The sequence below is a fragment of the Marisediminicola sp. LYQ85 genome (assembly GCF_046600695.1).
Classification (GTDB): domain Bacteria; phylum Actinomycetota; class Actinomycetes; order Actinomycetales; family Microbacteriaceae; genus Marisediminicola.
In genome coordinates, this window is record NZ_JBKIWO010000002.1 from 102,867 (window position 1) to 128,633 (window position 25,767).

Here is a 25,767-nt window from a genome sequence, read left to right on the forward strand (position 1 = left end):
CGGATCCGACGTACGCTCGCGGAAATTGCGTACTTGGGCTAGACGCCGCCGCCACCCCCGCCGCCACCGCCGCCACCCGCCGAGATGCCGCCGCCGGTGCCCCCCGAGGGGCTGCTGTAGCTCGACACGCTCGTCGAGACCGACGAGATGGTGGATGCGAAGACCGCCGCGTTGAAGGTCGTCGAGCCCGAATACCACCCGGGTTCGGTGCCGTTCTGCTCGTAGAAGCGTCCGAGCTCCGCCGCCCACTTCTTCTCGACCCCGAACAGCACGGCGTAGGGCAGGAGCTTCTCGTGCAGACGCACGACCTCGGCCGGGTCGTCGACCGAGACGCGCGCCCGCTCCGCACCCTCCGGCGACTGCAGAAAGCGCAGCCTCTCGGCTTCGGCGAGGTCGATGTAGGTCTTGAGGCCGAGCAAGTGGTCGCGCACGCGCACACCGCGCGCCCCGAGCGGAACCTTCGCGACGGCGGTCAGCGCGACGACGATCGCGGCAGCGGAGGCGAGGAGGAACAGAATCGGCACCCCGCCCCCGAACGCGCCGCCGAGCGAAACGGCGGCGAAGACGGCCGACACTAGCCCGGCGACGAGCGCGACGGTGAACGCGATGCCCGGCAGGGCGTGCGAGACGCGCTTGAGCGTGTCGTCGGTTGCGGCATCCTTCTTCACCCGCTCGGCGAGTTTCGTGAACCGCTTCGCCGACTTCTCGTTGGCCTTCTTGAGGCTGCGGTTCTCCCCCGGGGTCAGGGTCGCCCCGAAGAGGGCGTGCAGAGCTTCGCGCTGATCAGGCGTCGCGCCCTCGTCGGTGAGGTAGTCGAGGCGGTAGCGCGGTTTGGATGACGTCGACTCGTCGACGATGCGCACGTGACCGGTGACGGCGAGGTCGAGGATCTGCGCCGTCGTCGCGACACTCTGCTTGTGCAGCACGAGGGCGGCGACGGCCACGCTCGCGTCTTTCGGGGGGAGGTATTCCGCGACGATGGTGCCGCGCCCGGGAGCGTCGGCGAGCATGGTTCGCCGCAGCACGAGCGCCCACACGGCCGCGGCGAGCGCGACGATCATCGCGACGAGCGAGATGGTCGGCCACGGTGCGGCTCCGAAACTGTTGTCGCGAGGCACGAACGTCTCGGGCTCGAAGGCGATCGCGATGGTGAGGGTCTCTTCGGGGTCGAGGTCGGTCGCGCTCGCGACGAGGCCGTCATCGGTCGCCTCGACGACCGCGCTCGAGTCCGATGTGATGTTCGCGTTGCTGAGGGTGGCACCGGTCTCGCCGGCGATCGCGGCGATGTCGCCCGTGAGCGAGTCGACGAGTTCGGGGTCGACGACGACCGTCGCCGACACCGAGTCGAACGGTTGCGCCCAGTCGACGCCGTTGACGTCCCAGTAGAACTCGTCGACGCCCGTGTCGTCGGCGAACCGCGTCACGTTGCGCGCCTCCCACGTGATCACGTAGGTCTGCTGACCCCGCACGAAGTCGTCTCCCGCGATGGTGACCTCTCCGCCGTCTTCGCTCTCCACTTCGCGCGGCTCCCCCGATTCGTCGGTGACCGAGACGATCTCGAGGTCGATCGGATGCCCGTCGTAGCGATCCGGGATGACGCGGAAGATTCCGCGGTTCTGGTCGAAGTCCGGAAACTCGGCGACGATCGTCTCGGTGACTCGCAGCTGCGAGCGGCCCTCGTCGTCGGCCGAGAGCTCGTAGACGGCGTCGAAGCTCGAGAACGTGAAGTCGTCGACATCCGCGCGAAGCGAGCTCGCCGACGCCGGTGCACTCGCCGCACCTCCCCCCGTCAGGAGAGCAACGAACCCCAGTGCGGCGAGGGCTGCTGATGATCGGGTGAGCACGGAGCGAGCGGACATGCCCCCGAGCCTAGGGGCCGGGCGCTCCGCGCCCGCGAGTCGGGCGAGCGTGGCGGCACTGCGAGACTGGGAGCATCGACCCCACAGATCTCGTTCCCGACTGGTCGGCGCTGTTCTCCCGCGCCGATCCGATCGACGTGCCTCCGACGGTGCTCGCGGCCGCGCTCGTCGCGGCCGCGCTCGTGAGCGTCCCGAACGCCACCTGGCGGTATTTCGGCCTGTTCACGACTCTCGTGCACGAGCTCGGGCACGCCGTCGCGGGGGTGCTCACCGGTCGCACGGTGCGCGGCATCCGCATCCGGCGCAACCACTCCGGCGAGGCTCTGAGCAGCGGGCGCGGAACAGCGAGCGCCGTGGTGAGCGGGGTCTTCGGCTATCCGGCCCCCGCGATCGTCGGTGCCGCTCAGCTGTGGAGCGTGTTCGCGGGCTACCCGTCGCTCGCTCTCTTCGCGGGAGGTGTCGTGCTCGTCGTCACCCTGCTCGTGATCCGCAATCTCTTCGGCGTGCTCGTGGTGCTCGCGTCGATCGCGGCGAGCGCAGTGCTGTGGTTCTTCGCGACACCGGAGTGGCAGAGCTACGCGCTCCTCGTGCTCGGGGTCGCTCTTCTCGTGGGGTCGGTGCGCGCGCTCGTGGGTGTCGCGAGCGTGCACGTGCGTCACCGGTCGCGGCTCTCGAGTTCGGATGCCTACCTGCTCGCGCGTCGCACCGGGGTGCCGTCGGCGGTCTGGCTCGTGCTCTTCGCGCTCATCATCGGGGCGAGTTGCGTGTTCGCGGTCGCCTCCTACCTGGGTTCTGCGGCCGTCTAGGACTGCGCGTGCGGGGCGAGCCTCAACACCATGAAGACGCTGTACGGGTCGAGCTCGTACGAGCCGAAGGGTTCGGTCTCGACGAAACCCGCGCGCTCGTAGAGTCGTCGGGCCGGCGCGAACTCCTCGGGCGTTCCGGTCTCGAGATAGATCGCGCGGTGGCCGCGGTCGACCGCGAGGTCGACGAGGTGTCGGAGGAGTGCTGCCCCCACGCCGCGACCGCGCGCGGCGTCACGCGTGCGCATCGACTTGAGCTCACCCGCGCCGTCGCCGAGGTCGGCGAGCGCGCCGCACGCGAGAAGCGAGCCGTCGGCGGCCCGGACCGTGACGAACGAGATCTCGGGGGCTTCGAGCGCCGACACGTCGAGGGCGTGCACGCTCTCAGGCGGCGAGGTCGCGTGCATGTCGGCGAGGTGCTCGAGCAGGAGTGCCGTGACGTCGGGAGCCGACGGACTGTCCGGCCCGATCGTGAGGGTGCGGTCGGTCATGCGTCGATTCTCGCGGAACCGCTACCCGGCGTTCGGCAACCGCACCTCGACCTCGCCGTGCACGACGCGCGTCGAGAAGCGCGGCTGCGGGGCGGTCGCGGGTCCGTGCACGACCTCGCCCGTCGTCATGTCGTAGACGCTGCCGTGCCACGGATCAGTGACGAGCGGGGTGTCGGTGTCGACATCCGTGAGCCGACCCTCGTCGAGCGGCCCGCCGAGGTGGCTGCCCACGTTCGACAGCACGTCGACGCTCTCGCCGCGTCGCAGCACGAGCAGCGGTTGCCCCGCGACATCCACTCGCGTGAGCTCTCGGTCGGGCAGGTTCTCGAGCGAGGCGAGAGGATGCCACCCGGGCGGGAACACGTGGGGCACGTGCTCGACGTGGTTGGCCCCCGCGGCCTGGCGATAGCTCAGGTGGCCGCCGAGAAAACCCGAGCCGGAGACGACCGCGAGCCCCGCGTAGGCGAGCACTTTGCCGCTCGTGTGTTTGCCGCGCTTGCGCTGCATCCACGACGCCCCGTAGAGCACGATCGCGACGGCGTTGGCGGCCGCGTGAACGATACCGACGCGTTTCTGCTGCGGGTGCAGCTCCGACCAGTCGGTGAGCCCCGCGGCGGATGCCGGCACCGCACTGAGCACGCCAAAACCGACGAGCGTGCGCGCCGCCCGCGTCGTCCCGGGCACGACGTCGAGCACGGCGGTCGACACCCACGCGCCCGCCGGGAGCAGGATCGCGAGGGGGTGGAACGCGTGGCCGATCGGCACCCCGTGGAGGGCGTCGCGAACCGGTTGCGGCTGGATGACGCGCATGACTCCCCCGCGCACCTTCGCGATGAGGGGGTCGAGGGCGTTCGCGTTCTCGAGCACTTCGAGGGCTTTGACGATCCGGAGCTCTTTCATGGTCCCAGACCACTCGCTCGGCGGGCATCTGACAAGACCCTTGTCTTCCGCGGCGCACACACTACGCTTGCCGCCCCGTGCATCGCACCCCCTTGCTCGCGACGTCGAGATCGGCTGAGCTTGATCCAGTCCGATAATGAACGACCGCGACGAAGGTGACGACGATGAGTGATCCCGACATCCAGGCTGTCGAGTTGGACGGCGGCGTGCCGAACGCCGCCACCGACGGAGACCTCGAGGCAGCGACGAACGACGCGCTCGGGGAGACCGACGCGACACTCGACGACGAGTCGCCGGCCGTCGACTCGCCCGCGGCCGACTCCCCCGAGGCCCCGTCACCCGACGCCGTCTAGGCGCTCCGAACGCTCGCACCCCCGGGCCCCGCACGGTCGGCCCCCGCCGAGGTGCGAAACTGTCGGTGTGAACGACGAGAGACCGCGCCTACCGACCACCCGTTTGCAGGTCGTGCTCAACCTGGGTGACAAGAGGGCCGCGAAGCTTGCCCTGCCCCGCACCCTCGACCACCCCGAGCTCGATGCCGAGTGGGACGAGGAGACGAGGTCGACCGCCGTGTCGGTCGACTTCGCCCGCGGGCAAGTGCACCTCGATGTCTCGGACGACGGCATCGAGCACCATTTCCACACCGCTTCGGGGTCGGCGACCGACCGCAACCCGTTCTCGCGGTCCGACGCCGACGCCGTTCTCACGTGGGCGCTCGCGTTCGCGGCCGACGTGCACGCGCTCATGCCCGGACTCGAAGAGGATGCCGGTGAAGCGGCGGCCTGGCACGACGAGGGCTACACGATCTACGTGTGCGAGACCGAGCCCGCGCAGCTCGATCTGCTCGAGATCGACATCGAGGGCGAGATCCTCACCCTTCCGTGGCTCGGCTCGGGGCAGGTCGACCAGCAGCACGTCGAGGGCGACAATCACCCCATCGAGTTGCTCTGGCACCCGACCGGCGAACCCGACCGACCGATCGCGCGCGCGTGGCTCGACCCGCGCACCGAGGAGCCGAAGTGCGCGAGCATCCCCGGCGTCGACTGGACCGAGGTCGGTCTCGCCGAAGCCGAAGTTCTCACGTGGCTCGAAGACATCTACCTCAACCACCACGTGATCGAAGACCCGGCGTCTGCCGTCTTCATCGCGGCTCTCGAGCGCATCGCGGGCATCGACGGGGCCGAGCGCGACGAGGCGTAGCCGCCGCGGCAATCAGTGGTCGACGATCTCCTTGCCGAGGGGCAGGAGCGCGACGGGCACCATCTTGAAGTTGGCGATGCCGAACGGGATGCCGATGATCGTGATGCACAGCGCGATGCCGCTGAAGATGTGGGAGAGGGCGATCCACCAGCCGGCGAGCAGAACCCAGATGACGTTGCCGATCGCCGACCACGCACCCGACCGGGGCCTCTCGACCACGGTCTTGCCGAACGGCCACAGCGAGTAGACGGCGATGCGCGCCGACGCGATGCCCCACGGGATGGTCACGATGAGGATGCACATGATGACGGCGGCGAGCATGTATCCGAGGAAGAGCCAGAACCCCGAGAGCACGAGCCAGATGATGTTGAGCAGTGTCTTCATGATGCGGCCAGTCTGACAGGCGGGCCTGACAGCGAACAGGCGGGCAGGGTCACCCGTCGCTAGCGGGCGTCACCCTCCCGCGCCATGGCCGCGAGTTCGGCGAGCTCGCGAGACAGCGCGGCGATCCGGTCGGCGAGCGTCACACCGGGCGACCCGGGCTCTCCGGGCGCAGAGGTCACGCCGGGCGCAGACGTCACCCCGGGCGCGGCGGCGACGTCGTCGAACGCCGCGGTGCGCGCATCCGATCCGGGCACGACGTCGATGTCGAAGACGACCCGGTCGGCGCGGTGCCACGTGCGGAACACCTCGACGGGCCGGCCGTTCTGGTCGACGCTCGTGCCTTCGAGCAGCAGGAGCGGCGCCCCCGCCTCGATCTCGAGGTGGCGGGCGAGGCTCGCGGATGCCGCGACACCGCGCACCTGGCGTCGACCCGCCACGACGGTGACACCGCGGGTCCGCTTGAGCGTCGCGTGCAGCGAGGCGTCGGTGAGCTCCTCGGCACCGAGGTCACCCGCGAGGGCGCGGGGCAGCCAGGTGTGGATGACCGCGATCGGTTCGCCGTCGGTCGAGCGCACGCGGCGCAACTCGACGACCGTCTCGACACCCAGTGCCTCGCGAGCACGCGTGTCGTCGGCCTCGCCGAGGGAGAGCACGCGAGTGGTCACGTGGGCGAGCTGCGTCGAGAGACCGGAGATGCGCTGCACGAGCCTGTGGTGTTCGCCGCGCGGCGCGACGACACTGCCGCGCCCGCGACCGCGGGTCACGAGGCCTTCGGCCGAGAGGGCGAGGAGCGCTTGCCTCACGACCGAGCGAGAGATGCCGAACTTCTCCTGGAGCTGCGCTTCGGTGGGGAGGCTCGAGCCCGCCGGAAGCGATCCGTCGGTGATGCGCGCGCGGAGGGCGGCGCTCAGCTGCTGGTGCAGGGGCGCTCGGCTCTGCGGGTCGAGGGCGTCATCCGCGAGTTCGTCGAGCCACACGGGCGCCTCCTCTTCACGGTCGGACATGTCGTCGTCGTTCGGGCCGACGATCGGGTGCGTCCGCGATCCGAGCGTACAAGGCGGCGAACTCCCCCGAGGGACCACATGTCCGGACCGGTTTCTCAGGATTCACCTGTACGTTAGCCGGGTGTTTACCGGGATGAGTGCTGCGCGGATCGGCTTCGAGCCGACCCACCGCGTTTTCGGGTGCCCCGGCACCAACGGGTACCTCTCGACATGGGGCGCCATTCTCGCGGGAACCTCCCCCCACTCGATCGTCGCGTCAGCGTCGATCGAAGCTCACTAAGCGCCTCGCGCGAGTGGGCGGACCCCCGTCTCGGGTTCGATCGGCAGCAGTTCTCTGTCGTGTCAACCCGAATGGTCTCCGTTGCTTCTCGCCTCCCTCGCGCTTCTCGCTGCCGCGTGCATCGCCGCCGCCCTCCTCGGTCGCGCCCTCGGGCGGGAGAACGGCTTTCTGCTCGCGGCACCCCTGCTCGCCGCCGCCGGGCTCCTCGCGGCGGCGAGCACGGGCGCATCCGGCTCTGCGGCCCCCGAGCAAGCGTGGTCGTGGATGCCGTCACTCGGCATCTCGTTCGCCCTGCGGCTCGACGGCCTGAGCCTGCTGTTCGCCCTCCTCGTGACCGTCGTCGGCGCGGGGGTCTTCGCCTACGCCGCGCGCTACCTCGGCAAGGGCGGTCACCGGCGCTTCTTCGTGCTCATGTCGGTGTTCGCTCTCGCGATGCTCCTGCTCGTGCTCGCCGACGATGTCGTGCTGCTGTTCGTCGCGTGGGAGGCGACGACGCTGTGCTCGTTCTTCCTCATCGCGCGCTCGGGCGAGCACGCCAACGAGCCGGCGATCCGCACGCTGCTCGTGACGGCCCTCGGCGGGCTGAGCCTTCTCGGCGCCGCCGCCACGATGGCCGTCGCGGCCGGCACCACTCGCTTGAGCGAGATTCTCGCGGCCGACTTCTGGTCGGATGATTCCGCGCTCACCGCGTGGGTCGTCGTTCTGCTCGTCGTCGCGGCGTTCACGAAGTCGGCCCAGTTTCCCTTCCACGCGTGGTTGCCCGACTCGATGGTCGCGATCACCCCCGTGAGCGCCTACCTGCACGCCGCGGCGATGGTCAAGGCGGGCATCTACCTGCTCCTGCGCTTCTCACCCGTGCTCAACGACAACGCGCTCTGGTCGACCCTCCTCATCTCGAGCGGCCTCATCACGGCGATCATCGGCGGCATCGCAGCGCTGCGCTGCACCGACCTCAAGGCACTTCTCGCCTACTCCACGATCAGCCAGCTCGGGTTGCTCGTCGCGCTCATCGGGGTCGGCACTCCCGCCGCCCTCACGGCCGCCGTCGCGCACACGGTCGCCCACGCCCTCTTCAAGGCGGCCCTCTTCATGATCGTGGGCATCCTCGACCACCGAGCGGGAACGCGAGACATCAACGCTCTCGCGAAACTGCGCATCCGGATGCCCGTGACCCTCACGGTCGCCGCGATCGCGGCCCTCTCGATGGCCGGGGTTCCGCCGCTGCTGGGCTTCGTGAGCAAAGAGAGCATGTTCGACGCCCTGCTCGAGACTCCGGGGCCCGCGTGGCTCGCGGGTGTCGTCACGACCGCCGTCGCGGTGACGGCAGTGCTCACCTTCGCCTACGCCGGTCGGTTCGTGATCGGCGCGATGGGCGGGCGCACGGGCCGCATCGTGCGCGAAGCCGCCCCCTCGTTCTGGATCGTGCCCGCCCTGTGTGCCGCCGCGGGCCTCGGTCTCGGTGTCGCCCCCTTCCTCCTCGACCCCCTCGTGAGCCCTGCGACGACCGACGCGAGCGGAACGGTCGTCTCCGCCGACCTCGCCCTGTGGCACGGCCTCAACCTCCCGCTCCTCATCTCGGGCATCGTCATCGCCTCGGGTGCCGCTCTCGTGGTCTTCCGCTCGCGCGTCGAGACGGTCACCGCGCGCATGACGTTCCCGTTCTCGGCTCTCGCGGTCGTCGACAGCGTGCGCGCCGGCATCATCGCGGCCGGTGGTTTCGTGGGGCGTCTCACGGCGACCGACGCCCCCCGGCGCCACCTACTCCTTCCCGTCGTGAGCCTCCTCGTGATCGCGGGCGCCGTGTCGCTCCTCCTGCGTGACCTGCCGGCCGTGGTCGGAGACCCGACCCGCCCGCTCGACTGGGTGCTCGTGGCCCTCATCGCCGTCGGCACGGTCGCTACGGTGCTCGCGCGCACCCGCGTCGCGGCCGTCGTCGTCGTGGGGGTGACCGGTTTCGCGATGACGCTCTGGTTCTTCTGGTTGGGTGCGGCGGATGTCGCGCTCACCCAGCTCCTCGTCGAGATCCTCACGGTCTGCGTGCTCGTGCTCGTGCTGCGCCGACTGCCGCGGACTTTCCGCCGTGACAGCACGCGTCGGCGCGTGTCGTCGGCCGTCGTCGCGGTCGCCGCGGGCGTCGCGACCTTCGCGGCCGTGCTGGCCTTCACGGGTCGTCGCGAGCTCTCGAACGCCGCCGACTATTTCCTGCGCAACGCCGAGGCCGAGACGGGCGGGGCCAACATCGTCAACACGATCCTCGTCGACTTCCGTGCACTCGACACACTCGGCGAACTCGTCGTGCTCGGGTTCGCGGGCGTCGCCCTCGCGGCCCTGCTCTCCTCCCGCCGCGCGATCTCCCCGCCGAGCGACGACACCGAGGTCGATGAGACCTCGCCCCTCGCCGACGCTGAGAGCAACGCGGTCTTCGCGCGCTCCCTCACGCGCTGGGCCGGCCCGCTCATCATCGTGCTCTCGATCGTGCTGCTGTGGCGTGGGCACCAGGAGCCGGGGGGCGGGTTCATCTCCGCCCTCGTCGGCGGGGCCGGGTTCACCCTGCTCTACCTCTCGGCCTCGACGGATGAGAGCGCCCGCATCCGTCTGCCATACATCCCGCTCATCGCGGCCGGGGTCATCGTCGCGACCGCGACCGGTATCGCCGGGTTCACCGAGGGCTCCTTCCTGCGCCCGCTCGAATTCGAGGTGCTCGGCTACAAGCTCACGACGGCGCTCATCTTCGACATCGGGGTCTACCTCGCGGTCATCGGAGTCGTGCTCGCCGCGCTCAACCTGCTCGGCGTGCACCGGCACGATCCACCAACGACTCGCGACGACGACACCGACACCGCCACCGCCGAACCGACACCGACCCCCGAGAGGAGCCTCACATGACACTCGCCATCACTGCAGGAGTGCTCGTGTGCGGAGCGGTTTACCTCTTGCTTCGGCGCGAGCTGCTGCGCGTCATCCTCGGCTTCGTGCTGCTCACCCACGCCGTCAACCTCATCCTCTTCGCCGCGGGGGGCACCGCGAATCGCGACGCACCGTTCGGCACCTTCGACGACACCGCCGGGGTCGCCGACCCTCTGCCGCAAGCGTTCGTGCTCACGGCGATCGTCATCGCGTTCTCGATCACGATCTTCCTGCTCGGCCTCGCGGTGACCGGTCGCGTGGACGACGACACGGTGGGTGACGACACGGTCGACCCCGATGCCGACGAGGACGCCGACGCGGATGCCGCCCACGCGGATGTCGCCGCCGCAGATCGGGCGGACACTGCTCGCCCCGCCGACCCCCGGGAGCGCACCTCGTGACGACCGCGCTGCTCCCCCTCTTCGTCGCGGCCCCGATGCTCGTCGCGGTCGTGCTGCTGCTCCTCGGGCGCCGCCCGCGACTGCAAGCGGGCATCCTCCTCGCGGGGTCCCTCGCCTCGATGGCGGGAGGCATCGCCCTCATCATCGCCGTGAGCGACGGCGGCGCCGTCGGGCACGGCGTGGGCGGGTGGCCCGGAGGAATCGCCATCCCCTTCGTCGCCGACATGTTCACGGCGCTCATGATCACGGCCACGGGGTTGCTCACGGCCGTGTGCTCGCTCTTCGCGATCGCCGCGGGCACCGCCGACGGGCGCTATTTCACGCCCCTCGTTCTCGTGCTCATGGCCGGGGTCAACGGCTCGCTCCTCACCGCCGACCTCTTCAACCTCTTCGTCTTCATCGAGGTCATGCTCCTGCCGTCGTACGCCCTGCTCGTGCTCGCGAGGCCGGGCGAGGGTCGCGCTCGTCAGGTGCGCGGCGCGCGGCTCTATGTGACCGTGAACCTGCTCACGTCGACGATCTTCCTCGCGGGAGTGGCGTTCATCTACGGCACCGCGGGCACCGTGAACCTCGGCGAGCTGCAGGGTGCCGCTCACGAGTCCGACTCGGTCGCCGCGGCGACGGGCATCGCCCTCTTCGCCCTCGCGATCAAAGCGGCGATCGTGCCGGTGCACGGATGGCTCGCCCGCGCGTATCCCTCGACCTCGCCCGCCGTCACGGCGCTGTTCTCCGGCCTCCACACGAAGGTCGCGATCTACGCGATCTACCGCATCTACGCCCAGGTGTTCGACGGCGACGACCGCTTCCTCACGATCGGCATCGTCGTGTTCAGCATCACGATGGTCGCGGGGGTGTTCGCCGCCGTCGGCGAGACGACGACACGGTCGATCCTCTCGTTCCACATGGTCAGCCAGATCGGCTACATCCTCATCGGTGTCGCGCTCTTCACCGGGGCGGGGCTCGCGGCCGGAATCTTCTACCAGATCCACCACATGGTCGTGAAGGCGGCACTCTTCCTCTCGACGGGCGCGATCGAAGTGCGTTACGGCTCCGGCACTCTCAAGAGACTCGGCGGCATGGCGCACCGCGAACCCGTGATCGCGGCGGTGTTCTTCGTCGCCGCGCTGTCGATGGCGGGCATCCCCCCGTTCTCCGGGTTCGTCGCGAAACTCGCCCTCGTGCTCGCGTCGCTCGAAGCGGGTCAGATCGCGGTCGTCGTCATCATGCTCGTCGTGAGCCTCATCACGCTCCTCTCGATGCTCAAGATCTGGTCGGGGGTGTTCTGGGGGCGCTTGCCCGACGACCACGAGTTCGCCCACGAGCACAGCCACGACGAGCAGGCTCGGCCGCCTCAGAAGGTCGGGGTCGCCCTCGCGGCTCCCGCGATGATCCTCGCGCTCATCACGATCGGGCTCGGACTCGGGGGCGAGGGGCTACTCGGTCTCGCCGACATCGCGGCCGAGTCGCTGCTCGACACGACCGACTACACCGAGGCGGTGATGGGCTCGTGAGCTGGCTCACCTGGGCGCCGCGCCTCGCCGGCTTCGCCGGATGGTTCGGCGTGGAGATCGTGCGCACCAACGTCGCGGTGCTCTCGGACAACCTGACACCGGGGCAGAACTCCGCACCGGGAATCGCGCGCTACGACACGCGGTGTCGCACCGAATTCGAGATCACCCTCCTCGGCTCGCTCATCACGCTCACGCCCGGCACCCTCACGCTCGGCACGACGCGAACGGATGCGGGCGACTGGGTGCTCTACGTCCACGGGATGTACAACGCCGACGCCGACGACCTCCGCTCGTCGCTGCACCACATGGAATCGCGGATGCTCGGAGCCGTGCGAAGGAAGGGGCTCACCGAATGATTCTCGCGATAGACATCGCCATCGCCATCATCGTGCTCGTCGGCATCGCCGCGACCTATCGGATGCTCGCGGGGCCCACCGACGCCGACCGCGCCGTCGGTGGGGACCTCCTGCTCTTCGGCCTCATCGGCCTCGTCGCCCTCGTGGGTGTGCGCATCGGCAGCACCGCGACCTTCGACATCGTGCTCGTCGCCGCTCTCCTCGGCTTTCTCACCGCGATCTCGCTCGCCCGCATCCTCACGAGAGGCAGACGATGACCGCCTTCGACATCATCGGCAGCGTGCTCGTCGTTCTCGGCGCCCTCGTCTTCGCCACGGCAGCACTCGGCGTGCTGCGATTCCCCGACGTCTACACGCGCGCCTCGGCGGTGGGCACGGCGGGCGGCCTCGGAATCGTGCTCGTCGTTCTCGGCGCCCTCGTTCTGCAACCGACGGTCGCCGATGCGGTCAAGGTCGTGATCATCGTGATTCTGCAGCTCGCGACATCCGCGATCGGCACCATCGCGATCGCAAGGTCGGCCTACCTCACGGGCACCGAGGCGAAACGACTCGAGTTCAACGAGCTCGAATCCGACGAGCTCGAGCAATGACCCTCTCCGTCGCGATGGTGCGGCACTGGCCGCGCTGGGCCCTCGACGGGCGCCACCGCTGGGGATACAGCAGGCTGCGATCGAGACGCTACGGAGCACAATCGCTCGCCGTGCACGTCTACCAGCCCGGTGAGCCCCGCGTGCTGCGCCGCTGCGCACACTTGAGCCGCATGTGGACACCGATCTCGGCCGTCGGCACCCTCACGACGGCCCCGACGGTCGCGGTGGTCGCCGAGATCTCGATGCTCTCGGCGAGCGCGGGGCCTCTCGCCCTGCTCATCCTCGCGGGCACGTCGCTCAATCGCATCTCGGCTCCCGTGCGCGCACGACTCATCACCGTATCGGCGAGACGCGCGGCGGCCCAAGGCGATGTCGCGGCCGACGCCGAGTTCCACGCGGTGCACGACATCCTCGACGCGCTGCGCGACGCCGAACGCCAACTCGACGCCGGTGCCATCACCGGCGCCGAGTTCGACGAGACGTGGGCGGGCGTCGCCGCGCGGATACCCCGCTAGTCGGCTCCGCCCGCCCAACGCCCGCCCGACGCGCTACTCGGCGGCGTCCATCTTCTGCGCGGTGCGCCACACGTGGTCCCACCCCGGGGCGAGGGCTGCGGCACGCTCGAGCGAGAGCACGAGGCTCGCCTCGCGCGCGATGCCCCGGCCCGCGATGTCGAACGCGGTTCCGTGGTCGACCGACACGCGCACGACGGGGAGCCCGACGGTGATGTTGACGCCGTCGTCGCCGTAGACGGCCTTGAACGGCGCGTGACCCTGGTCGTGATAGCAGACCACCACGAGCTTGAACTTGCCGCGCACCGCCGCCGGAATGAGGGCATCCCCGGGGAGAGGCCCCTCGACGGTGAGACCGCGCGAGCGCGCCTCCTCGACGGCGGGGGCGAGGATGTCGGCGTCTTCGTCGCCGAAGAGACGGTTCTCGCCCGCGTGGGGGTTGAGGCCCGCGAGGCCGATGCGCTCGTCGGGGGTGCCCATCGACTTCGCGAACGCGCCCGCGAGCTCGAGCACGTTGACGGTGCGGTCGAATGTGATGTTCTCGATCGCTTGCCGCATCGACACGTGGGTCGTGAGGTGGAAGAAGTAGAGCTCGCCCGCGCTCAGCACGAGGGAGAAGTTCTCGACGCCGAACTCGTGGGCGAGCAGCTCGGTGTGGCCGGGCCACTTGTGCCCGCCCGCGTGCATCGCGGCCTTGTTGAGGGGCGCGGTGACGATGCCGTCGACCTCGCCCTCGCGAGCGAGGCGGCACGCTTCGACGACGAATCGGTAGGAACCGTCGCCGGCCTGGGCGCTCAGTTCGCCCAGCTTCACGTCGGCGAGCGACGGACCGGTCTGAATGAGTTCGATCGTGCCCGGCGTGTTGGTGGCGTCGGACACGCGCTCGATCACGCGCACGACGTCGGGGTCGCCGCCGACGTTCGAGACGCCACGGCGCATGGCCGCTTCGTCGCCGATGACGACGGGAATGCATTTCTCCCGCACGTCGTCGTGCCCGAGCAGCGACTTCGCGGTGATCTCGGGGCCGATGCCGGCCACGTCACCGAGGGTGAGGGCGAGGCGGGGCAGCGGTGTGGTGGTGAGAGACGTCGTGGGGGTCAAGGTGTTCTCCTAGCGTCGAGCGGTGAAGCGGTGTGGTCTGCGGTGTCGAGAGGCACGGCGGCGAGCGGCACGGCGGCGAGTTCGGGAACGATCTCGGTGAGGGATGTCTCCGTGCCGAACCCTCCAGCCTTCGTGACGACCGTGAGGCCGTGGGAGCGTCCACCCTCGACCACCCCGATGGGAATCCCCTCGCGGATCGCGTCGGTCACGCGCACGGCGTCGGCGTCGAGGCGCGCGAGCACGGCTCGAGCACCCTCCCCGCCCATGAGCACGAGGGCGTTCGCCGCGGTGTGCGCGATGACGGCGTCGGTGATGGTCGCGAGCCCCGCGGCGACGCGTTCGCTCGCGTCGGGGTCGGTTCCCCGCTCGGCGGGGGCGAGAACGGCGACGGCGGTGAGGCCCGAAGCTGTGCCGGGCACGCCTGTGCCGGGCACGCCTGCGCCGGGCACGCCTGAATTCAGGGCGTCGAGCTCGGCGCGGATCCACCGGGTCGCGGCATCCGTCGAGCTCACGTCGTCGAGGGTCGGGGCGAACGTGTGCACGGCCGTCGAGCTCGCGGCGAGGTGCGCGTGCTGGGCGCGCGAGACATCGTGGAGGGAACTGACCTGCACGACGACGACGCCGCCGGCGCCGGTCGACGGCGGCGGCGGGGTCACCGCGCTCGTCGAGGCGCCCGAACCCCACACGCTCGCCATGACCACCGCGAGACCGGCCGACCCCACGGGCACGACGCGCGCCCCGAGCGCGAGGATCGCGTCGCCGATGGTGCTCACTTCGGTGTCGGTGACCGCGTCGACGACGATCACGCGGTCGCCGTCATCCGCGACCCCCGCGATGAGATCGGCGAGCTCAGCGGCGCCGCGGCCGGCGGCCGACACCGAGGTGCTCGACGGGATGAGGTCGGCGAGCACGCTCGTGGTCACGGGGGTGACGGGGTCACGCCCGACCGACGTCGTCTCGACACCGGCTCCGTCGACGAGCAGTCGCCCGCCATCGACCGTGCGCCCCATGGCCGGATAGGCCGGGCACACGACGGCGATGGCGTCCGGGTGAACGAGGGTCCAGGCGTCGAGAGCGCCCTCGATCTGCGCGCTCACCGTTCCGCGCATCGTCGAATCGATTTTGAGGAAGACCCGGTCGATGCCCGACGCCGCGAGGGCGTCGACGGCGTCGCGTGTCTCGCGCTCGGCCTGGGGAGCGGAGTGCGCTCGCGCGTCGGTCACCACGGCCGTGACGCTGCCGTCCGCGGTCGTCACGCCCGCGGGGTCGGTGAGCACGAGCCTCGCGCTCCACCCTCGGCGAGAGAACTGCACCGCGGAGTCGTTCGCTCCCGTGAGGTCGTCGGCGACGATGCCCACCGAAACGGGCGCGGTCGTGTCGGCGAGCGCAGCGGTCTCCGATCGCTCGACCACGGCACTCTCCACGGCGCTCTCCTCGGGGCGCCCCGCGCGATGTCGGCCGGTCACGCGGTGTCGCCTCCGCGCGCACGCCGGTCGCCGTCACTGTCGCGGTCGCGGTCGGCCTCGGGAGCGGGAGTGGTGTCGGTGTTGAGCGCGCTCGCGTCGGACCGAGACCCGAGCGCCGCGGCATCCGCCGCCACCTCACGATCGGTCACGTCGTCGTCGGAGCCGGCGACGGGCGCATCCCGCAGTCCTCCCTGCTTCTTGAGCACCCACGCGGCGAGCAGCGGGGCGAGCACCGCCGACACGAGCACGGCCGCGGCGACCTGAGCGGTCGCGACCTCGACGAACGGCGCGAAGGTGGGGTCGGCCGCTCCGACGATCGCGGGGGTCGCGATGGCGTTGCCCGCGGTCGTGGCCGAAGCGATGCCGATGCCCGACTCCTTGCCGCGGCGCAGCAGCCAGCGGTAGCCGAAGTAGGCGATCGTTCCGGTGAAGAGGGTCGCGACGATGCCGACGAGGATTCCCGAGAGACCCCCGGTCACGACGTTGCCGAGGTTGATGCCGGTGCCGAGCGCGAAGGCGAAGAACGGGATCACGATGTTGGGCACGGGTCGCATGACCTCGGTCCAGCGGGCGTCGAGGTTGCCCACGATGATGCCCGCGATGAGCGGGATCACTGCCGCGATGAGGAGGGTGATGGGGATGTCGGCGAGCCCGGCGACCCCGAGGAAGAGCAGCGAGAAGAAGGGGCCGTCGTTCACGGCCGAGGCGATGTAGGCACCGCGGTCGCGCTCGCGACCGTAGCGACCGGTGAAGGCGAGCCAGAGGCCGCCGTTGCTGTTGTCCATCGCGACGAGCAGGGCGAGGATCGAGACCCCGAGGATGCCCTCGATGCCGACGATCTGGCCGAGGAGCACGACGATCGTCGCGGGGATGATCGACTTGCAGAGCAGGAGCACACCGGATGTCGCGAGCACCGGCCCCGAGGTGCGGAGGGTGATCTGCATCCCGGTCGCGAAGATGAGCACACCGATGAGCGGGAGAGCGCTGTCGCGGAAGAGCGCCGTCGTGAAGTTGCCGAGTTCGAGGAACCCGGGTGCGAACGTGCCGACGATCGATCCGAGGATCAGGGGGATGAGCATGAGCCCGCCCGGGATCTTGTTCATCCCGTCGAACAGGGGGACTTTGCTGGTGACGTGCGATCCGGCTGCCATGGCGAATCTCCTCGAGTTGTGGCGTCTCTGCCTCGGTCGCGCCGTCGTTGTACGGACACGATGTACTGACATTAGGTGGGGTGCGGCATCCTGTCAACGCACAGCCGCACCCCCTTGCGGTCGCCCCTCCGATGGACTGGGCTTGCACGGGCGCGGGTGGTCGCGATCACACCGAACCACCAGCGCCGATTCATAACCAGCACCGATTCATAACCAGCACCGATCCCTACCTCCGAGAGGCTCACCCATGAGCGACACGACCGTGAACATCCCCGACGACGCCGACAACCCGCTCGTGCAGCCCGGAATCGACAAGCAGACGGTGACGAACGACGCCGTCGCGGGCGAGACCGTGATCGACACCGGTCACTACGCGGGCCCGACGGGCTCGGAGCCCCTCGAAGGAACCCCGACCCTCGGCGAGAACGACCTCGCGGGCGAGGACATCGACCTCGACGACGGCGAGTAGAGCGCACCGGAGCGCACCAGAGCGCACCGCCACGCCGCGCCGGGCCGCTAGGGCACTACAGTGTGATCATCCGGCCCAGCCCCCGCCGTTTCGCAACGGAGGGGACTCGCCATTCTCACGACATTCGATCGACTGGTCGCGCGTCCTCTCGTGCGCCTGTGGCTCCGGCACTCCTCCGACTCGTGGCAGCGACTGCCGGTTCCGCACGACTCGCCCCACGTGCACACCGTCGGCAGTGATGCCGATCGCGTGCTCATCGCGGGAGACGGCGCGGCGACCGGTCGCGGCGTCGTCACCCACGACCTCGGTCTGCCCGGATACCTGGCGCGCGCCGTGTCGGAACGCACGCGGCGTGCGACCGACGTCGACATCGTCGTCGCGGGAGACATGACGGCGGCGGCGTGCCTCGAGTCGATCGCGAACCTCGAGCTCTCCCGCTTCGACTGTGTGCTGCTCGCCGTCGGAGGGGTCGAGGCCCTCGCGTTCACGCCGATCGAGGCGTGGGAACGCGACCTCGGTGCCCTCCTCGACCGCATCGACGCGGATGCCGCCCCCTCGACCGGCACGTCTCTTCTCTCGATCCCCCTCTTCGAGCCGCGACATCTCCTCCCGCGCTTTCTCGCGCGGGCCGTCAACCGTCGGGTGCGACTCATCAACGACGCCACGCGGCGCGTGCTCGCCGATCGTCGAGACGTGCACCTGATCACCGTCGGGCACACAGAAGTGCTCGAGTCGTCGGGAGCCCACACCTACGCCGTGTGGGCTGCGAGCGTCGCCCCCCACCTCGCCGCTCAGCTCCCGCACGGCGACGAGGAGAGGCGCTCGCGTCGCGAAGAGCACACGAACGAGGCCGCGAGGCAAGCGGCCGTCGATCGCCTGGGCGCGCTCGCGAGTCGCGGGGACCCCGTGCTCGACGTGCTCACCGCGCGGGCGCGCGGACTCTTCGGCACCGCATACGCGGCGGTCACGATCATCGACGACGACACGCAGAAGTCGGCGTCCACCGCCGGAGCCACAGACCTCGCGATGCCACGCAGCGAATCCTTCTGCGAGATGACGATCAGGCGGGCCGAGCACTTCGCCGTCGAAGACGCGACCCTCGACCCCCGGTATCGCGACTTCCGGTCCGTGACGGGTGACCCCCACTTCAGGTTCTACGCGGGATACCCGATCGAGTCGATCGACGGCGAACGCGTGGGTGCGCTGTGCGTCATCGACACGGCGGCGCGCGAGTTCACGCGCGACGACTCCGCGCTCCTGCGGTCACTCGCACTCCAGGCGCAGGAGCGCGTGCAAGAGCTGAGCGAGCCGCTCGACCCCTGACCGCGCGGTCGGGTCGACGCTCGCCCGGCGGCGCGAGGGAGAGTACCGTGGACGTCAGGTTCATGCCCGCCCAGATATCGCGTCATGAAAGCCCCCATGTCCCACCCGTTCGATCGCATCGTCGCGAGGCCGCTCATCGCGCTGTGGCTGCGGTTCTCGCCGCACTCGTGGGACCGTCTGCCCGTTCCGACCGACGAGCCGCGGGTCTTCGCCCCGGGGCGCGACCCCGACCGCATCCTGATCCTCGGCGACGGTCCGGCGACCGGGCGCGGGGTCATCACCTACGACCTCGCACTCCCGGGGGCGCTCGCGCGCCGACTGTCGGCACTCACGGGGCGCGGTGTCGACATCGAGATTTTGGTCGACGCGCGGATGACCGCCGCCGCTAGCCTCGCGGCGCTCGACGGGGTCGACCTCTCGCGGTTCGACGCGACCGTCGTCTCGGTCGGCCCCGTCGAGGCGCTGCGGTTCACGAGCATGGGCCGATGGGTGCGTGACCTCACGGCACTGCTCGACAGGCTCGACCGCGCGGCCCCCAACGCCATCACGTTCTTCATGGGGGTTCCGTTCTTCGACTCGCACCGCCACTTTCCGACAGCGCTCGCGCGTGCCGCCGACCGTCGTGTCGAGAGACTCAACCGGGCCGCGCGCGCCATCATCGCCCGGCGTCGCTCGACCGTCTTCGTGCCGATCGAACGCACGGCGTCTCTCGAAGCCGCGGATTCGGCGCGCTACATCGACCCCGCGACCATCGTCGCCGAGCACATCGTGCCCGCGCTGCCACCCCACGAGGTGAGGGAGGCGATCGCCGCGCGCACGCTCGCTGCCGACGGCGCCGCCCCGGTGGATGCCGCCACCGCGGCCGCCGCTGACGACGCCTACGAGTCGCAGCGCCTCATCGCGCTCGGCGCTCTCGGAATGACGGCGTCGATCGACGACCCCGTGCTCAACGGTCTGACCCGTCGGGCGCGCGAGCTGTTCGGCACGTCGATCGCGATCGTCAACCTCGTGGGTGAGCGCCGACTCACCTCCGCCTCGACGAGCGGCTATCCCGCCCTCGACGAACCGCGCGAAGAGACCTACTGCGACCTCACCATCCGCGAGGCCAAGCTGCTCGTGCTCGAAGACCTCGAGTCGGATGAGCGCGCCGCCCACTTGCGGGCCGAGTCGGCCAGGCACGGGGTGAGGTTCTATGCCGGCTACCCCATCGAGTCTCCCGACGGCCATCGCGTGGGCGCGTTCTGCGTGCTCGACTCGCAACCGCGCACCTTCTCCGACGACGACGCGATACTCCTCCGGTCGCTCGCGCTCGAAGCGCAGCGGCGACTGTGGGAGCTGTCACGCCGCCCCAGCGCCGACTAGCGCGCGACCGAGCGCCGGCTAGCGTTCGACCATGCCCGACGATCCGAGCACGCTCGTCACGGCGATCTCGATGACGACGCGCTGAGGGTTGATGCGGGGTTGCCGGTAGCGGCCGGCGTAGAGCTCCACGGCGTGGGCGACGGCATCCGGGTCGCGGTTGATGGTCGCGGTTCCGATGAACGAGATCCAGCGCCCCCCGTCGACCTGGCCGACGGTCGCGTGGCCGCCGCGTTCGACGTTGAGCACTTTCTGGGTGCCGTCAGACGTGATGATGCGCACGACACCGTTCTCCACGGTGAACCCCACGGGCACCGAGTGGATGCTCCCGTCGGTGCTGTGCGTCGACAGGATCGCGAGGTGGCGGTCGGTCGTGAATGCGACGGCGTCGGGGGTGAGCTCGAGAGTCACGGTGCTCCTGGGGTCGGGGGTTCCTCGGGTCGGGGTTCCCCGGCTCGGGGTTCCATTCTCGCGGTGCGCGCCTGGGCGCTCGCGATCGGCCCGCTACGGCAGCAGCGCTCCCGCCACCATCGACCACAGCATCGGACCCACGGCAGGCACGGCGATGAGCGACGCCGCCACGACCCCGAGCCCCCACATCACGCGCACCCGGCGTGCTGCCCGCACGGAGCGGTGCAGTCGGGCGAACTCCGCGACGGCGTGCGGTGCGGCCGGGGCGTCGTCGCGCCAGTTGCCCGGGCTGTCGAGTGCCGCGACGGTGGCGGCGAGGGCGTCGGGTGCGAGCATCCGCTTCTGTTTCATGATCCAGCGCCGCAACCGTGCCGCGTCGAGCACCGTCACGTCGGCGGGAGCGGCTGTGATGCGCAGTTGTTTCGCCCCGACGACGGCGATCACGCCGCGCGCGGCGGGCGCTGCGGGGAGTCTCCGGCGCAGTGTCGCGGTCACGCCCGCGGCTTCTCTCGAGGATCTCCGGATGTGCGGCTGCCGCTGACCCGACACCATGAAGGTTGTTCCGGCGACCCACACGTTTCTGCCGCGGTGGTGTTTGGTGTTGATGGTGAACACGCCTCCCGGGCCGACCACGAGGTGGTCGATGTCGGCGCGTCCGGTGCCGACGGGCACGGAGTGGAACACGGTGTAGTCGTCGGGCAGGGCCGCGAGCATCCGTCCGACCTCGAGTTCGCCGAGCGCGCCCTGATACCAGGGGTGCATCTCGTCGCTCAGGGGCGGCATGCCGGGGATGCGTGCGAGCAGCCGTCTCATGTGGGTCCGCCGTTCGTCGGATGTCGAGCAGCGCCCGTCGTCTGTGGGTGAACGACTTCGTGACCGCACCCCACGCGCGGCGATCCCTGCTGTGCGTCAGCTCACCACACGCTGTGCGTGCGCGGATAGACCCACGTGAGGGGGTCAGCGACGCGGTCGGTGATGGAGCGTCACACGCTCCCGCGCGCCGTTCCAGGTGACGAGTAGACAGTCGACGCTCGGTGGGGCGGGCGACATGACGCGAGCACAACTGCGTCGGGTGCGGAAGGATGGAGAGGGGCACCGTTGCGCTCATCCTGCCCGACGACGTGGAGGCCGCATGACCGACCGGTTCGAGTTCTCGCCGTGGGATTTCTGGCGCGGTGCCGACGCCTCCGCTCGCGACGCACAGCTGACGCGACAGGGTGAACTCACCTCCGGTCCGTCACCGATTTCCCTCGGTGAGCGGTGCTTCGTCGCGCGCGGGGCGGCGGTCGACGTCGACGGGCTGCGGCTGGGTGACCGGTCCTACGTCGCGGCCGGCGCCTACCTGACCGGCGACCTGACCGTCGGCGACGATGTGAGCGTCAACCCCTACACGGTCGTGCGCGGCCGAGTGACCATCGGTGACGCCACGCGCATCGGTGCGCACACCTCGATCCTCGGTTTCAACCATCGGATGGACGACCCCGACCTCGAGATCTTCCGTCAGCCTCTCGTGTCGAAGGGCATCGTGATCGGCAGGGACGTGTGGGTGGGGTCGCACGTGGTCGTGCTCGACGGCGTGACCGTCGGAGACAAGGCCGTGCTCGCGGCCGGAGCGGTCGTGACCAAAGACGTTCCCGCGGGCGCGATCGTGGGCGGCAACCCCGCGAAACTGATCCGATGGCGCGTGGCCCCCGCGACACCCGAAGGTGGCGAGCGGGTGTCGCACGCGCCCGCCGATCTCGCCGAGCGGCTCGCGCGGTTCGGCAGGCGCGCTCGCGACGAGGCGACATCGGTTCTCGAGCGAAGTTGGGACTCGACCCTGCGCCTCTTCGTCGACCGCCCGGGCGACGCCCCGACGGTGCGAGCGCAGTGCGACGCGGTCGAGCTCGCCGACCTGCTCCTCGGCAGCGCACCGCCGCAGTTGCCGAGAGCCGAACAGATCGACCGTCTGCTCGGCTGGCACGATCCGGCGAGCGGCCTCGTCGGGCGGCTCGACACGACGCGGGGGTCCGCCACGGTTCAGCAGTCCGCCACGACGCTGCCTCCCGACCCGACCGACGGCGACACGGCCTACCACGTGCTGTGCGTGGGCTACGCGCTCGACCTCCTCGGCGTCGACCTCGGCGCTGACGCCCCCCGACCCGAGCTGCTCGACGCACCGAGCGCTGAGGTGTTGCTGCGGTCGATCGCCGCGTTGCCTTGGCACGACGACCCGTGGAACGCGGGCCACTGGGTCGACGCCCACGGGACCGCGGCGCTCCGCCGGGCGGATGCGGCCGACCCGCGACTGTCGGCCCTCCTCGGGTGGCTCGTGCTCAACGCCGACCCGCGCACGGGCATGTGGGGATCACCGGATGCTCCCGGCGGGCTACGCCAGCTCGTCAACGGCTACTACCGCGCGACCCGGGGGACTTTCGCGCAGTGGGGCGTGGCCGTGCCGCATCCCGAGCGGGTCGTCGACACCGTGCTCGAGCACGCTCGTGACCCGCACTGGTTCGCTCCCGACCGCCTCGACGCGTGCAACGTGCTCGACGTGGCCCACCCGCTGTGGTCGACCCGCGCGAGCGGGCACCGTCGCGCCGAGGTGCTCGCCGTCGCGACCGCGCTGCTCGAGCGCGAGCTCGACGGCTGGGTGGAGGGGGCGGGGGTGTCGTTCCGCGCGCGAACACCGCAGACCGCGAGCCTGCCCGAGGCGCAGCCGGGGCTGCAGGGCACCGAGATGCATCTCGCGATCGTCTGGTATCTCGCCGACCTGCTCGGGCTCGCCGGCTCGCTCGGATACCGCCCGCGCGGGGTGCACCGGCCGGAGCCCGCGCGGCGCACCGGGTGAGCGCTGCCGGGCATCCCGGCAGGAGCGGGTGGCTACCGCTGCGCCATCCCGCGGCTCTCGGTGATCACGGCGGCGAGAGCGTCGAGTTGTGAGGCGTCTTCGAGCGCCGAGCCGACGGCCGCCACGCGCACGCCGGCCTCGAGAAACGTGGTGACGTTTCGCGCGTCGAGACCGCCCGTAGCGACGAAGCGCACGTGCGGAAAGGGGCCGCGCATGTGGCGGAACCACCCGGCACCGAGCCACTCGGCGGGGAACGCCTTCATCCAGGTGAGGCCGAGCGCGACCGCGGCCTGCACTTCGCTCGGTGTCGCGACGCCGGGCAGAATCGGGATGCCTCGCTTCTGGGCCGCGCGCACGATCTCGGGATCGGTGCCGGGCGAGACGAGGTAGGCCGCACCGCACTCGGCCGCACGATCGACCTGATCCGTTGTCAGAATCGTGCCCGCACCGACGAGCTTGCCCCGCAAAGCGCCGAGACGCACGACCTCCCGGAGGGCCCGCTCGTCTTCGTCGGTCTGCAGCGGCACCTCGACGGCATCGATGCCGAGATCCCACGCGGTGGTCGCGAGCCGCACGGATCGCTCGAGCCCCATCCCCCGGAGGATCGCCATGATCGGGGCGCCGGCGAACGCCTCGTCGAAGAACTCGGTGCTCATCGTGGTGCCTTTCGTCGGGCTGTCTCGGTCTCTGCTGTCTCGGTCGGTGCTGTCTCGGTCGGTGCGGGGCTCGTCGATCGAGTCGCCCCGCGTTCTCAGGGTCGTCGCGGCACGGGCGTGACCGGCTCGCAGCCGGTCGCTCGGTGGTGCGCCGGCGAGGAGCGCGGCGAGGTATCCGCCCGCGAAGGCGTCGCCCGCGCCGACGGCGTCGACGACGTCGACCCGCTCGCTCGGCACGAAGAAGACGTCGTCTCCGATGTGCGCGGATGCTCCGACGTGGGCGTCTTTGACGATGACCTGCGGCACCTCGGCGAACCGCGCCCGGATCTCCGATGCCGTGGAGTCGCCCCACAGCGACTCCGCTTCATCGCGCCCCACGAGCAGAGCGTCGGCGCGACGCGCGAGCGCCTCGAGAGCGCCCGCGGCATCACGTGCACCCCACAGCGCCGGTCGATGGTTGACGTCCACGCTCACGAACACGCCGGCGTCACGCGCGCGCACGATGACCTCGTCGAGGAACTCCGCAGCTGAGGCGGAGAGGGCGAGAGTGATGCCGGAGATGTGCATCACCGCGACCCCCTCGAAGTCGAGGCCGCGCGCATCCGCCGCCGACAGGGTCGACGCCGCCGACCCCGCGCGGTAGTAGCGCACGGGCGCACCGGGGTCTTTGACGTAGAGCCCCGTCGGATGCTCGCGATCGATGATGACGCCGCGCGTGTCGACTCCGCGGCGGGTCAGCTGGTCGAGGATGCGCGCGCCGAGCGCATCGTCACCGAGGCGACTGAACCAGCGAGCCTCCCCTCCCGCTGCCGCGACGTGGGCGGCGACGTTCGATTCGGCACCCCCGGCATCGACGAGGAACGTCTCGGCCGTGCGCACTCCGCCGTCGACCGCGGGCGTGACGACCGCCATCGTCTCGCCGATGGCGAGCAGTGCGCCCGTGAGCGCCACCGTCATCTCAGCTCGGTGACGGGCGCGGCATCCATGTCGTCGAAGGCCTGGTTCTCTCCCGCCATCGCCCACACGAACGAGTAGGCCGCCGTGCCGACGCCGGAGTGCAGCGACCAGCTCGGCGAGATCACCGCCTGCCGGTCGGCGACGACGAGGTGTCGGGTCTCCTGTCGTTCGCCGAGCAGGTGGATGACGCGCGCCTCCTCCGGCAGGTCGAAGTAGAGGTAGCACTCGGTGCGGCGATCATGGGTGTGCGCGGGCATGGTGTTCCACATCGACCCGTCGTGCAACTGGGTGACGCCCATGACGATCTGGCACGAGCGGATGCCGTTCTCGTGGATGTACTGGTTGAGGGTGCGCCGGTTCGACGTGCTCTGGTCGCCGAGCTCGCGCACCGTTCCTTCGCCGGGCGAGACGAGAGTGGTCGGGTAGCTCGTGTGCGCGGGCGCAGAGAAGAGGTAGAACTGGGCCTCGCCGTCGCCGTCGGCGAACGAGATGTCGCGCACACCTCGACCGAGGTAGAGGCACGCGCCCTTCACGAGCGTGTGGGTCTCGCCGTCGGCGGTGACCGTGCCGGTTCCGCCCACGTTGATGACGCCGAGTTCACGGTGCTCGAGAAAGGTCTCGCTGCGGATCTCGGGGTAGCCGGTGAGCTCGAGAGTCCCGCCGGCGGGCACGGCGCCCCCGAGCACGATGCGATCGTGGTGGGTGTAGGCGAGTCGGATCTCCCCCGCGACGAAGAGCTCGGGCAGCAGGTACTGCTGGCGCAATTGCGCGGTGGTCCAGCCGGGGATCTGCTCGGGGTTGGTCGCGTAGCGCTGTTCCATGTCTGTGGTTCTCCTTGCGTTGTGGT

General features: G+C 70.3%; 25 protein-coding genes and 2 pseudogenes. 15 read left to right on the forward strand and 12 right to left on the reverse strand.

All coding sequences use genetic code 11. From position 1 onward, the window contains the following. Positions 1 to 38 precede the first annotated feature (38 nt). Complete coding sequence (locus ACLHG5_RS08790) at positions 39 to 1,859, reverse strand: DUF2207 domain-containing protein (protein WP_411318488.1); 1,821 nt, start codon at positions 1,857 to 1,859, stop codon at positions 39 to 41. Between the two features lie 137 nt (positions 1,860 to 1,996). On the opposite strand from ACLHG5_RS08790, the gene ACLHG5_RS08795 reads away from it, so the two are divergent. After that, complete coding sequence (locus ACLHG5_RS08795; protein WP_411318489.1) at positions 1,997 to 2,665, forward strand: M50 family metallopeptidase; 669 nt, start codon at positions 1,997 to 1,999, stop codon at positions 2,663 to 2,665. On the opposite strand, the gene ACLHG5_RS08800 is transcribed toward ACLHG5_RS08795, so the two are convergent. Then, positions 2,662 to 3,153 (reverse strand): GNAT family N-acetyltransferase, encoded by a 492-nt coding sequence (locus ACLHG5_RS08800; RefSeq protein WP_411318490.1) that lies wholly within the window; start codon positions 3,151 to 3,153, stop codon positions 2,662 to 2,664. The genes ACLHG5_RS08795 and ACLHG5_RS08800 overlap by 4 nt on opposite strands. Before the next feature lie 21 nt (positions 3,154 to 3,174). After that, entirely contained in the window at positions 3,175 to 4,053 is an 879-nt protein-coding gene (locus ACLHG5_RS08805) for a Rieske (2Fe-2S) protein (RefSeq protein WP_411318491.1), read from the reverse strand. A gap of 164 nt (positions 4,054 to 4,217) precedes the next feature. On the opposite strand from ACLHG5_RS08805, the gene ACLHG5_RS08810 reads away from it, so the two are divergent. Then, positions 4,218 to 4,406: a hypothetical protein gene (locus tag ACLHG5_RS08810; RefSeq protein WP_411317160.1), complete on the forward strand. Its 189-nt coding sequence runs from the start codon at positions 4,218 to 4,220 to the stop codon at positions 4,404 to 4,406. A 67-nt stretch (positions 4,407 to 4,473) separates the two neighbouring features. Further along, positions 4,474 to 5,253, forward strand: coding sequence for a hypothetical protein (locus ACLHG5_RS08815; protein WP_411317159.1), 780 nt, complete (start codon positions 4,474 to 4,476; stop codon positions 5,251 to 5,253). Between the two features lie 12 nt (positions 5,254 to 5,265). Here ACLHG5_RS08815 and ACLHG5_RS08820 read toward each other — a convergent pair whose 3' ends face one another. Together ACLHG5_RS08820 and ACLHG5_RS08825 are read right to left on the reverse strand one after the other, a co-directional pair. After that, positions 5,266 to 5,637 carry a YccF domain-containing protein gene (locus ACLHG5_RS08820; RefSeq protein ID WP_411317158.1) on the reverse strand — a complete coding sequence of 124 codons (372 nt, stop codon included), beginning with the start codon at positions 5,635 to 5,637 and terminating at the stop codon, positions 5,266 to 5,268. A gap of 59 nt (positions 5,638 to 5,696) precedes the next feature. Next, positions 5,697 to 6,641: a GntR family transcriptional regulator gene (locus ACLHG5_RS08825; protein WP_411317157.1), complete on the reverse strand. Its 945-nt coding sequence runs from the start codon at positions 6,639 to 6,641 to the stop codon at positions 5,697 to 5,699. A 361-nt stretch (positions 6,642 to 7,002) separates the two neighbouring features. Between ACLHG5_RS08825 and ACLHG5_RS08830 the strand changes: the two genes are divergently transcribed. Genes ACLHG5_RS08830 through ACLHG5_RS08860 form a run of 7 tightly spaced genes read left to right on the forward strand, consistent with a single transcriptional unit; the run spans position 7,003 to position 13,200 of the window. Then, on the forward strand, positions 7,003 to 9,807 hold the full coding sequence (locus tag ACLHG5_RS08830; protein ID WP_411317156.1) for a DUF4040 family protein: 2,805 nt from the start codon (positions 7,003 to 7,005) through the stop codon (positions 9,805 to 9,807). After that, a complete protein-coding gene (locus tag ACLHG5_RS08835) occupies positions 9,804 to 10,229 on the forward strand; it encodes a sodium:proton antiporter (RefSeq protein ID WP_411317155.1) in 426 nt (141 codons plus the stop codon). Before ACLHG5_RS08830 ends, ACLHG5_RS08835 begins: the two co-directional genes overlap by 4 nt. Continuing rightward, positions 10,226 to 11,740, forward strand: coding sequence for a monovalent cation/H+ antiporter subunit D family protein (locus ACLHG5_RS08840; RefSeq protein WP_411317154.1), 1,515 nt, complete (start codon positions 10,226 to 10,228; stop codon positions 11,738 to 11,740). The genes ACLHG5_RS08835 and ACLHG5_RS08840 overlap by 4 nt, the downstream gene beginning before the upstream one ends. After that, a complete protein-coding gene (locus ACLHG5_RS08845; RefSeq protein WP_411317153.1) occupies positions 11,737 to 12,096 on the forward strand; it encodes a Na+/H+ antiporter subunit E in 360 nt (119 codons plus the stop codon). Before ACLHG5_RS08840 ends, ACLHG5_RS08845 begins: the two co-directional genes overlap by 4 nt. Continuing rightward, complete coding sequence (locus tag ACLHG5_RS08850; protein ID WP_411317152.1) at positions 12,093 to 12,353, forward strand: monovalent cation/H+ antiporter complex subunit F; 261 nt, start codon at positions 12,093 to 12,095, stop codon at positions 12,351 to 12,353. The genes ACLHG5_RS08845 and ACLHG5_RS08850 overlap by 4 nt, the downstream gene beginning before the upstream one ends. Further along, positions 12,350 to 12,685: a monovalent cation/H(+) antiporter subunit G gene (gene mnhG / locus ACLHG5_RS08855; RefSeq protein ID WP_411318492.1), complete on the forward strand. Its 336-nt coding sequence runs from the start codon at positions 12,350 to 12,352 to the stop codon at positions 12,683 to 12,685. Before ACLHG5_RS08850 ends, mnhG begins: the two co-directional genes overlap by 4 nt. Further along, positions 12,682 to 13,200 carry a DUF6611 family protein gene (locus tag ACLHG5_RS08860; protein WP_411317150.1) on the forward strand — a complete coding sequence of 173 codons (519 nt, stop codon included), beginning with the start codon at positions 12,682 to 12,684 and terminating at the stop codon, positions 13,198 to 13,200. The genes mnhG and ACLHG5_RS08860 overlap by 4 nt, the downstream gene beginning before the upstream one ends. 33 nt (positions 13,201 to 13,233) lie before the next feature. Here ACLHG5_RS08860 and pdxA read toward each other — a convergent pair whose 3' ends face one another. Genes pdxA through ACLHG5_RS08875 form a run of 3 tightly spaced genes read right to left on the reverse strand, consistent with a single transcriptional unit; the run spans position 13,234 to position 16,915 of the window. Next, positions 13,234 to 14,298 (reverse strand): 4-hydroxythreonine-4-phosphate dehydrogenase PdxA, encoded by a 1,065-nt coding sequence (gene pdxA / locus ACLHG5_RS08865; RefSeq protein ID WP_411318493.1) that lies wholly within the window; start codon positions 14,296 to 14,298, stop codon positions 13,234 to 13,236. After that, positions 14,295 to 15,722, reverse strand: a complete 1,428-nt coding sequence (locus tag ACLHG5_RS08870) for a four-carbon acid sugar kinase family protein (protein ID WP_411318494.1) — start codon at positions 15,720 to 15,722, stop codon at positions 14,295 to 14,297. The genes pdxA and ACLHG5_RS08870 overlap by 4 nt, the downstream gene beginning before the upstream one ends. A gap of 38 nt (positions 15,723 to 15,760) precedes the next feature. After that, a complete protein-coding gene (locus ACLHG5_RS08875) occupies positions 15,761 to 16,915 on the reverse strand; it encodes a 2-keto-3-deoxygluconate permease (RefSeq protein WP_411318495.1) in 1,155 nt (384 codons plus the stop codon). Between the two features lie 247 nt (positions 16,916 to 17,162). Here ACLHG5_RS08875 and ACLHG5_RS08880 point away from each other — a divergent pair, with 247 nt between their 5' ends. The 3 genes from ACLHG5_RS08880 (at position 17,163) to ACLHG5_RS08890 (ending at position 20,069) form a co-directional block, all read left to right on the forward strand. Continuing rightward, complete coding sequence (locus ACLHG5_RS08880) at positions 17,163 to 17,384, forward strand: hypothetical protein (RefSeq protein WP_411317146.1); 222 nt, start codon at positions 17,163 to 17,165, stop codon at positions 17,382 to 17,384. A 150-nt stretch (positions 17,385 to 17,534) separates the two neighbouring features. After that, entirely contained in the window at positions 17,535 to 18,707 is a 1,173-nt protein-coding gene (locus tag ACLHG5_RS08885; protein ID WP_411318496.1) for a GAF domain-containing protein, read from the forward strand. Positions 18,708 to 18,803: 96 nt separating this feature from the next. After that, a complete protein-coding gene (locus ACLHG5_RS08890; protein WP_411317144.1) occupies positions 18,804 to 20,069 on the forward strand; it encodes a GAF domain-containing protein in 1,266 nt (421 codons plus the stop codon). Positions 20,070 to 20,087: 18 nt separating this feature from the next. On the opposite strand, the gene ACLHG5_RS08895 is transcribed toward ACLHG5_RS08890, so the two are convergent. Both ACLHG5_RS08895 and ACLHG5_RS08900 read right to left on the reverse strand, forming a co-directional pair. Further along, a complete protein-coding gene (locus tag ACLHG5_RS08895; protein WP_411317143.1) occupies positions 20,088 to 20,477 on the reverse strand; it encodes a TIGR03618 family F420-dependent PPOX class oxidoreductase in 390 nt (129 codons plus the stop codon). 93 nt (positions 20,478 to 20,570) lie between these two features. Next, on the reverse strand, positions 20,571 to 21,290 hold the full coding sequence (locus ACLHG5_RS08900; RefSeq protein ID WP_411317142.1) for a nuclease-related domain-containing protein: 720 nt from the start codon (positions 21,288 to 21,290) through the stop codon (positions 20,571 to 20,573). Positions 21,291 to 21,609: 319 nt separating this feature from the next. Here ACLHG5_RS08900 and ACLHG5_RS08905 point away from each other — a divergent pair. Together ACLHG5_RS08905 and ACLHG5_RS08910 are read left to right on the forward strand one after the other, a co-directional pair. Then, positions 21,610 to 21,921 (forward strand): annotated as a pseudogene (locus ACLHG5_RS08905) (DapH/DapD/GlmU-related protein); the annotation flags it as partial. Positions 21,922 to 22,002: 81 nt separating this feature from the next. Continuing rightward, a pseudogene (locus tag ACLHG5_RS08910) lies at positions 22,003 to 22,161 on the forward strand (DapH/DapD/GlmU-related protein); the annotation flags it as partial. A gap of 1,178 nt (positions 22,162 to 23,339) precedes the next feature. On the opposite strand, the gene ACLHG5_RS08915 reads toward ACLHG5_RS08910, so the two are convergent. Beyond that, positions 23,340 to 24,920 (reverse strand): PfkB family carbohydrate kinase, encoded by a 1,581-nt coding sequence (locus ACLHG5_RS08915; RefSeq protein ID WP_411317141.1) that lies wholly within the window; start codon positions 24,918 to 24,920, stop codon positions 23,340 to 23,342. Further along, a complete protein-coding gene (gene kduI / locus ACLHG5_RS08920; RefSeq protein ID WP_411317140.1) occupies positions 24,917 to 25,741 on the reverse strand; it encodes a 5-dehydro-4-deoxy-D-glucuronate isomerase in 825 nt (274 codons plus the stop codon). The genes ACLHG5_RS08915 and kduI overlap by 4 nt, the downstream gene beginning before the upstream one ends. Positions 25,742 to 25,767: the final 26 nt, after the last annotated feature.

Excerpts from the sequence above, each read along its gene's own strand:
- ACLHG5_RS08860 (WP_411317150.1), top strand. The coding sequence starts at position 12,682 with ATGACCCTCTCCGTCGCGATGGTGCGGCACTGGCCGCGCTGGGCCCTC.
- kduI (WP_411317140.1), bottom strand. The coding sequence starts at position 25,741 with ATGGAACAGCGCTACGCGACCAACCCCGAGCAGATCCCCGGCTGGACC.
- ACLHG5_RS08880 (WP_411317146.1), top strand. The coding sequence starts at position 17,163 with ATGAGCGACACGACCGTGAACATCCCCGACGACGCCGACAACCCGCTC.
- ACLHG5_RS08900 (WP_411317142.1), bottom strand. The coding sequence starts at position 21,290 with ATGAGACGGCTGCTCGCACGCATCCCCGGCATGCCGCCCCTGAGCGAC.
- ACLHG5_RS08820 (WP_411317158.1), bottom strand. The coding sequence starts at position 5,637 with ATGAAGACACTGCTCAACATCATCTGGCTCGTGCTCTCGGGGTTCTGG.
- mnhG (WP_411318492.1), top strand. The coding sequence starts at position 12,350 with ATGACCGCCTTCGACATCATCGGCAGCGTGCTCGTCGTTCTCGGCGCC.
- ACLHG5_RS08800 (WP_411318490.1), bottom strand. The coding sequence starts at position 3,153 with ATGACCGACCGCACCCTCACGATCGGGCCGGACAGTCCGTCGGCTCCC.
- ACLHG5_RS08850 (WP_411317152.1), top strand. The coding sequence starts at position 12,093 with ATGATTCTCGCGATAGACATCGCCATCGCCATCATCGTGCTCGTCGGC.
- ACLHG5_RS08825 (WP_411317157.1), bottom strand. The coding sequence starts at position 6,641 with ATGTCCGACCGTGAAGAGGAGGCGCCCGTGTGGCTCGACGAACTCGCG.
- ACLHG5_RS08890 (WP_411317144.1), top strand. The coding sequence starts at position 18,804 with ATGTCCCACCCGTTCGATCGCATCGTCGCGAGGCCGCTCATCGCGCTG.
- ACLHG5_RS08810 (WP_411317160.1), top strand. The coding sequence starts at position 4,218 with ATGAGTGATCCCGACATCCAGGCTGTCGAGTTGGACGGCGGCGTGCCG.
- ACLHG5_RS08790 (WP_411318488.1), bottom strand. The coding sequence starts at position 1,859 with ATGTCCGCTCGCTCCGTGCTCACCCGATCATCAGCAGCCCTCGCCGCA.
- ACLHG5_RS08915 (WP_411317141.1), bottom strand. The coding sequence starts at position 24,920 with ATGACGGTGGCGCTCACGGGCGCACTGCTCGCCATCGGCGAGACGATG.
- ACLHG5_RS08835 (WP_411317155.1), top strand. The coding sequence starts at position 9,804 with ATGACACTCGCCATCACTGCAGGAGTGCTCGTGTGCGGAGCGGTTTAC.
- ACLHG5_RS08805 (WP_411318491.1), bottom strand. The coding sequence starts at position 4,053 with ATGAAAGAGCTCCGGATCGTCAAAGCCCTCGAAGTGCTCGAGAACGCG.
- ACLHG5_RS08875 (WP_411318495.1), bottom strand. The coding sequence starts at position 16,915 with ATGGCAGCCGGATCGCACGTCACCAGCAAAGTCCCCCTGTTCGACGGG.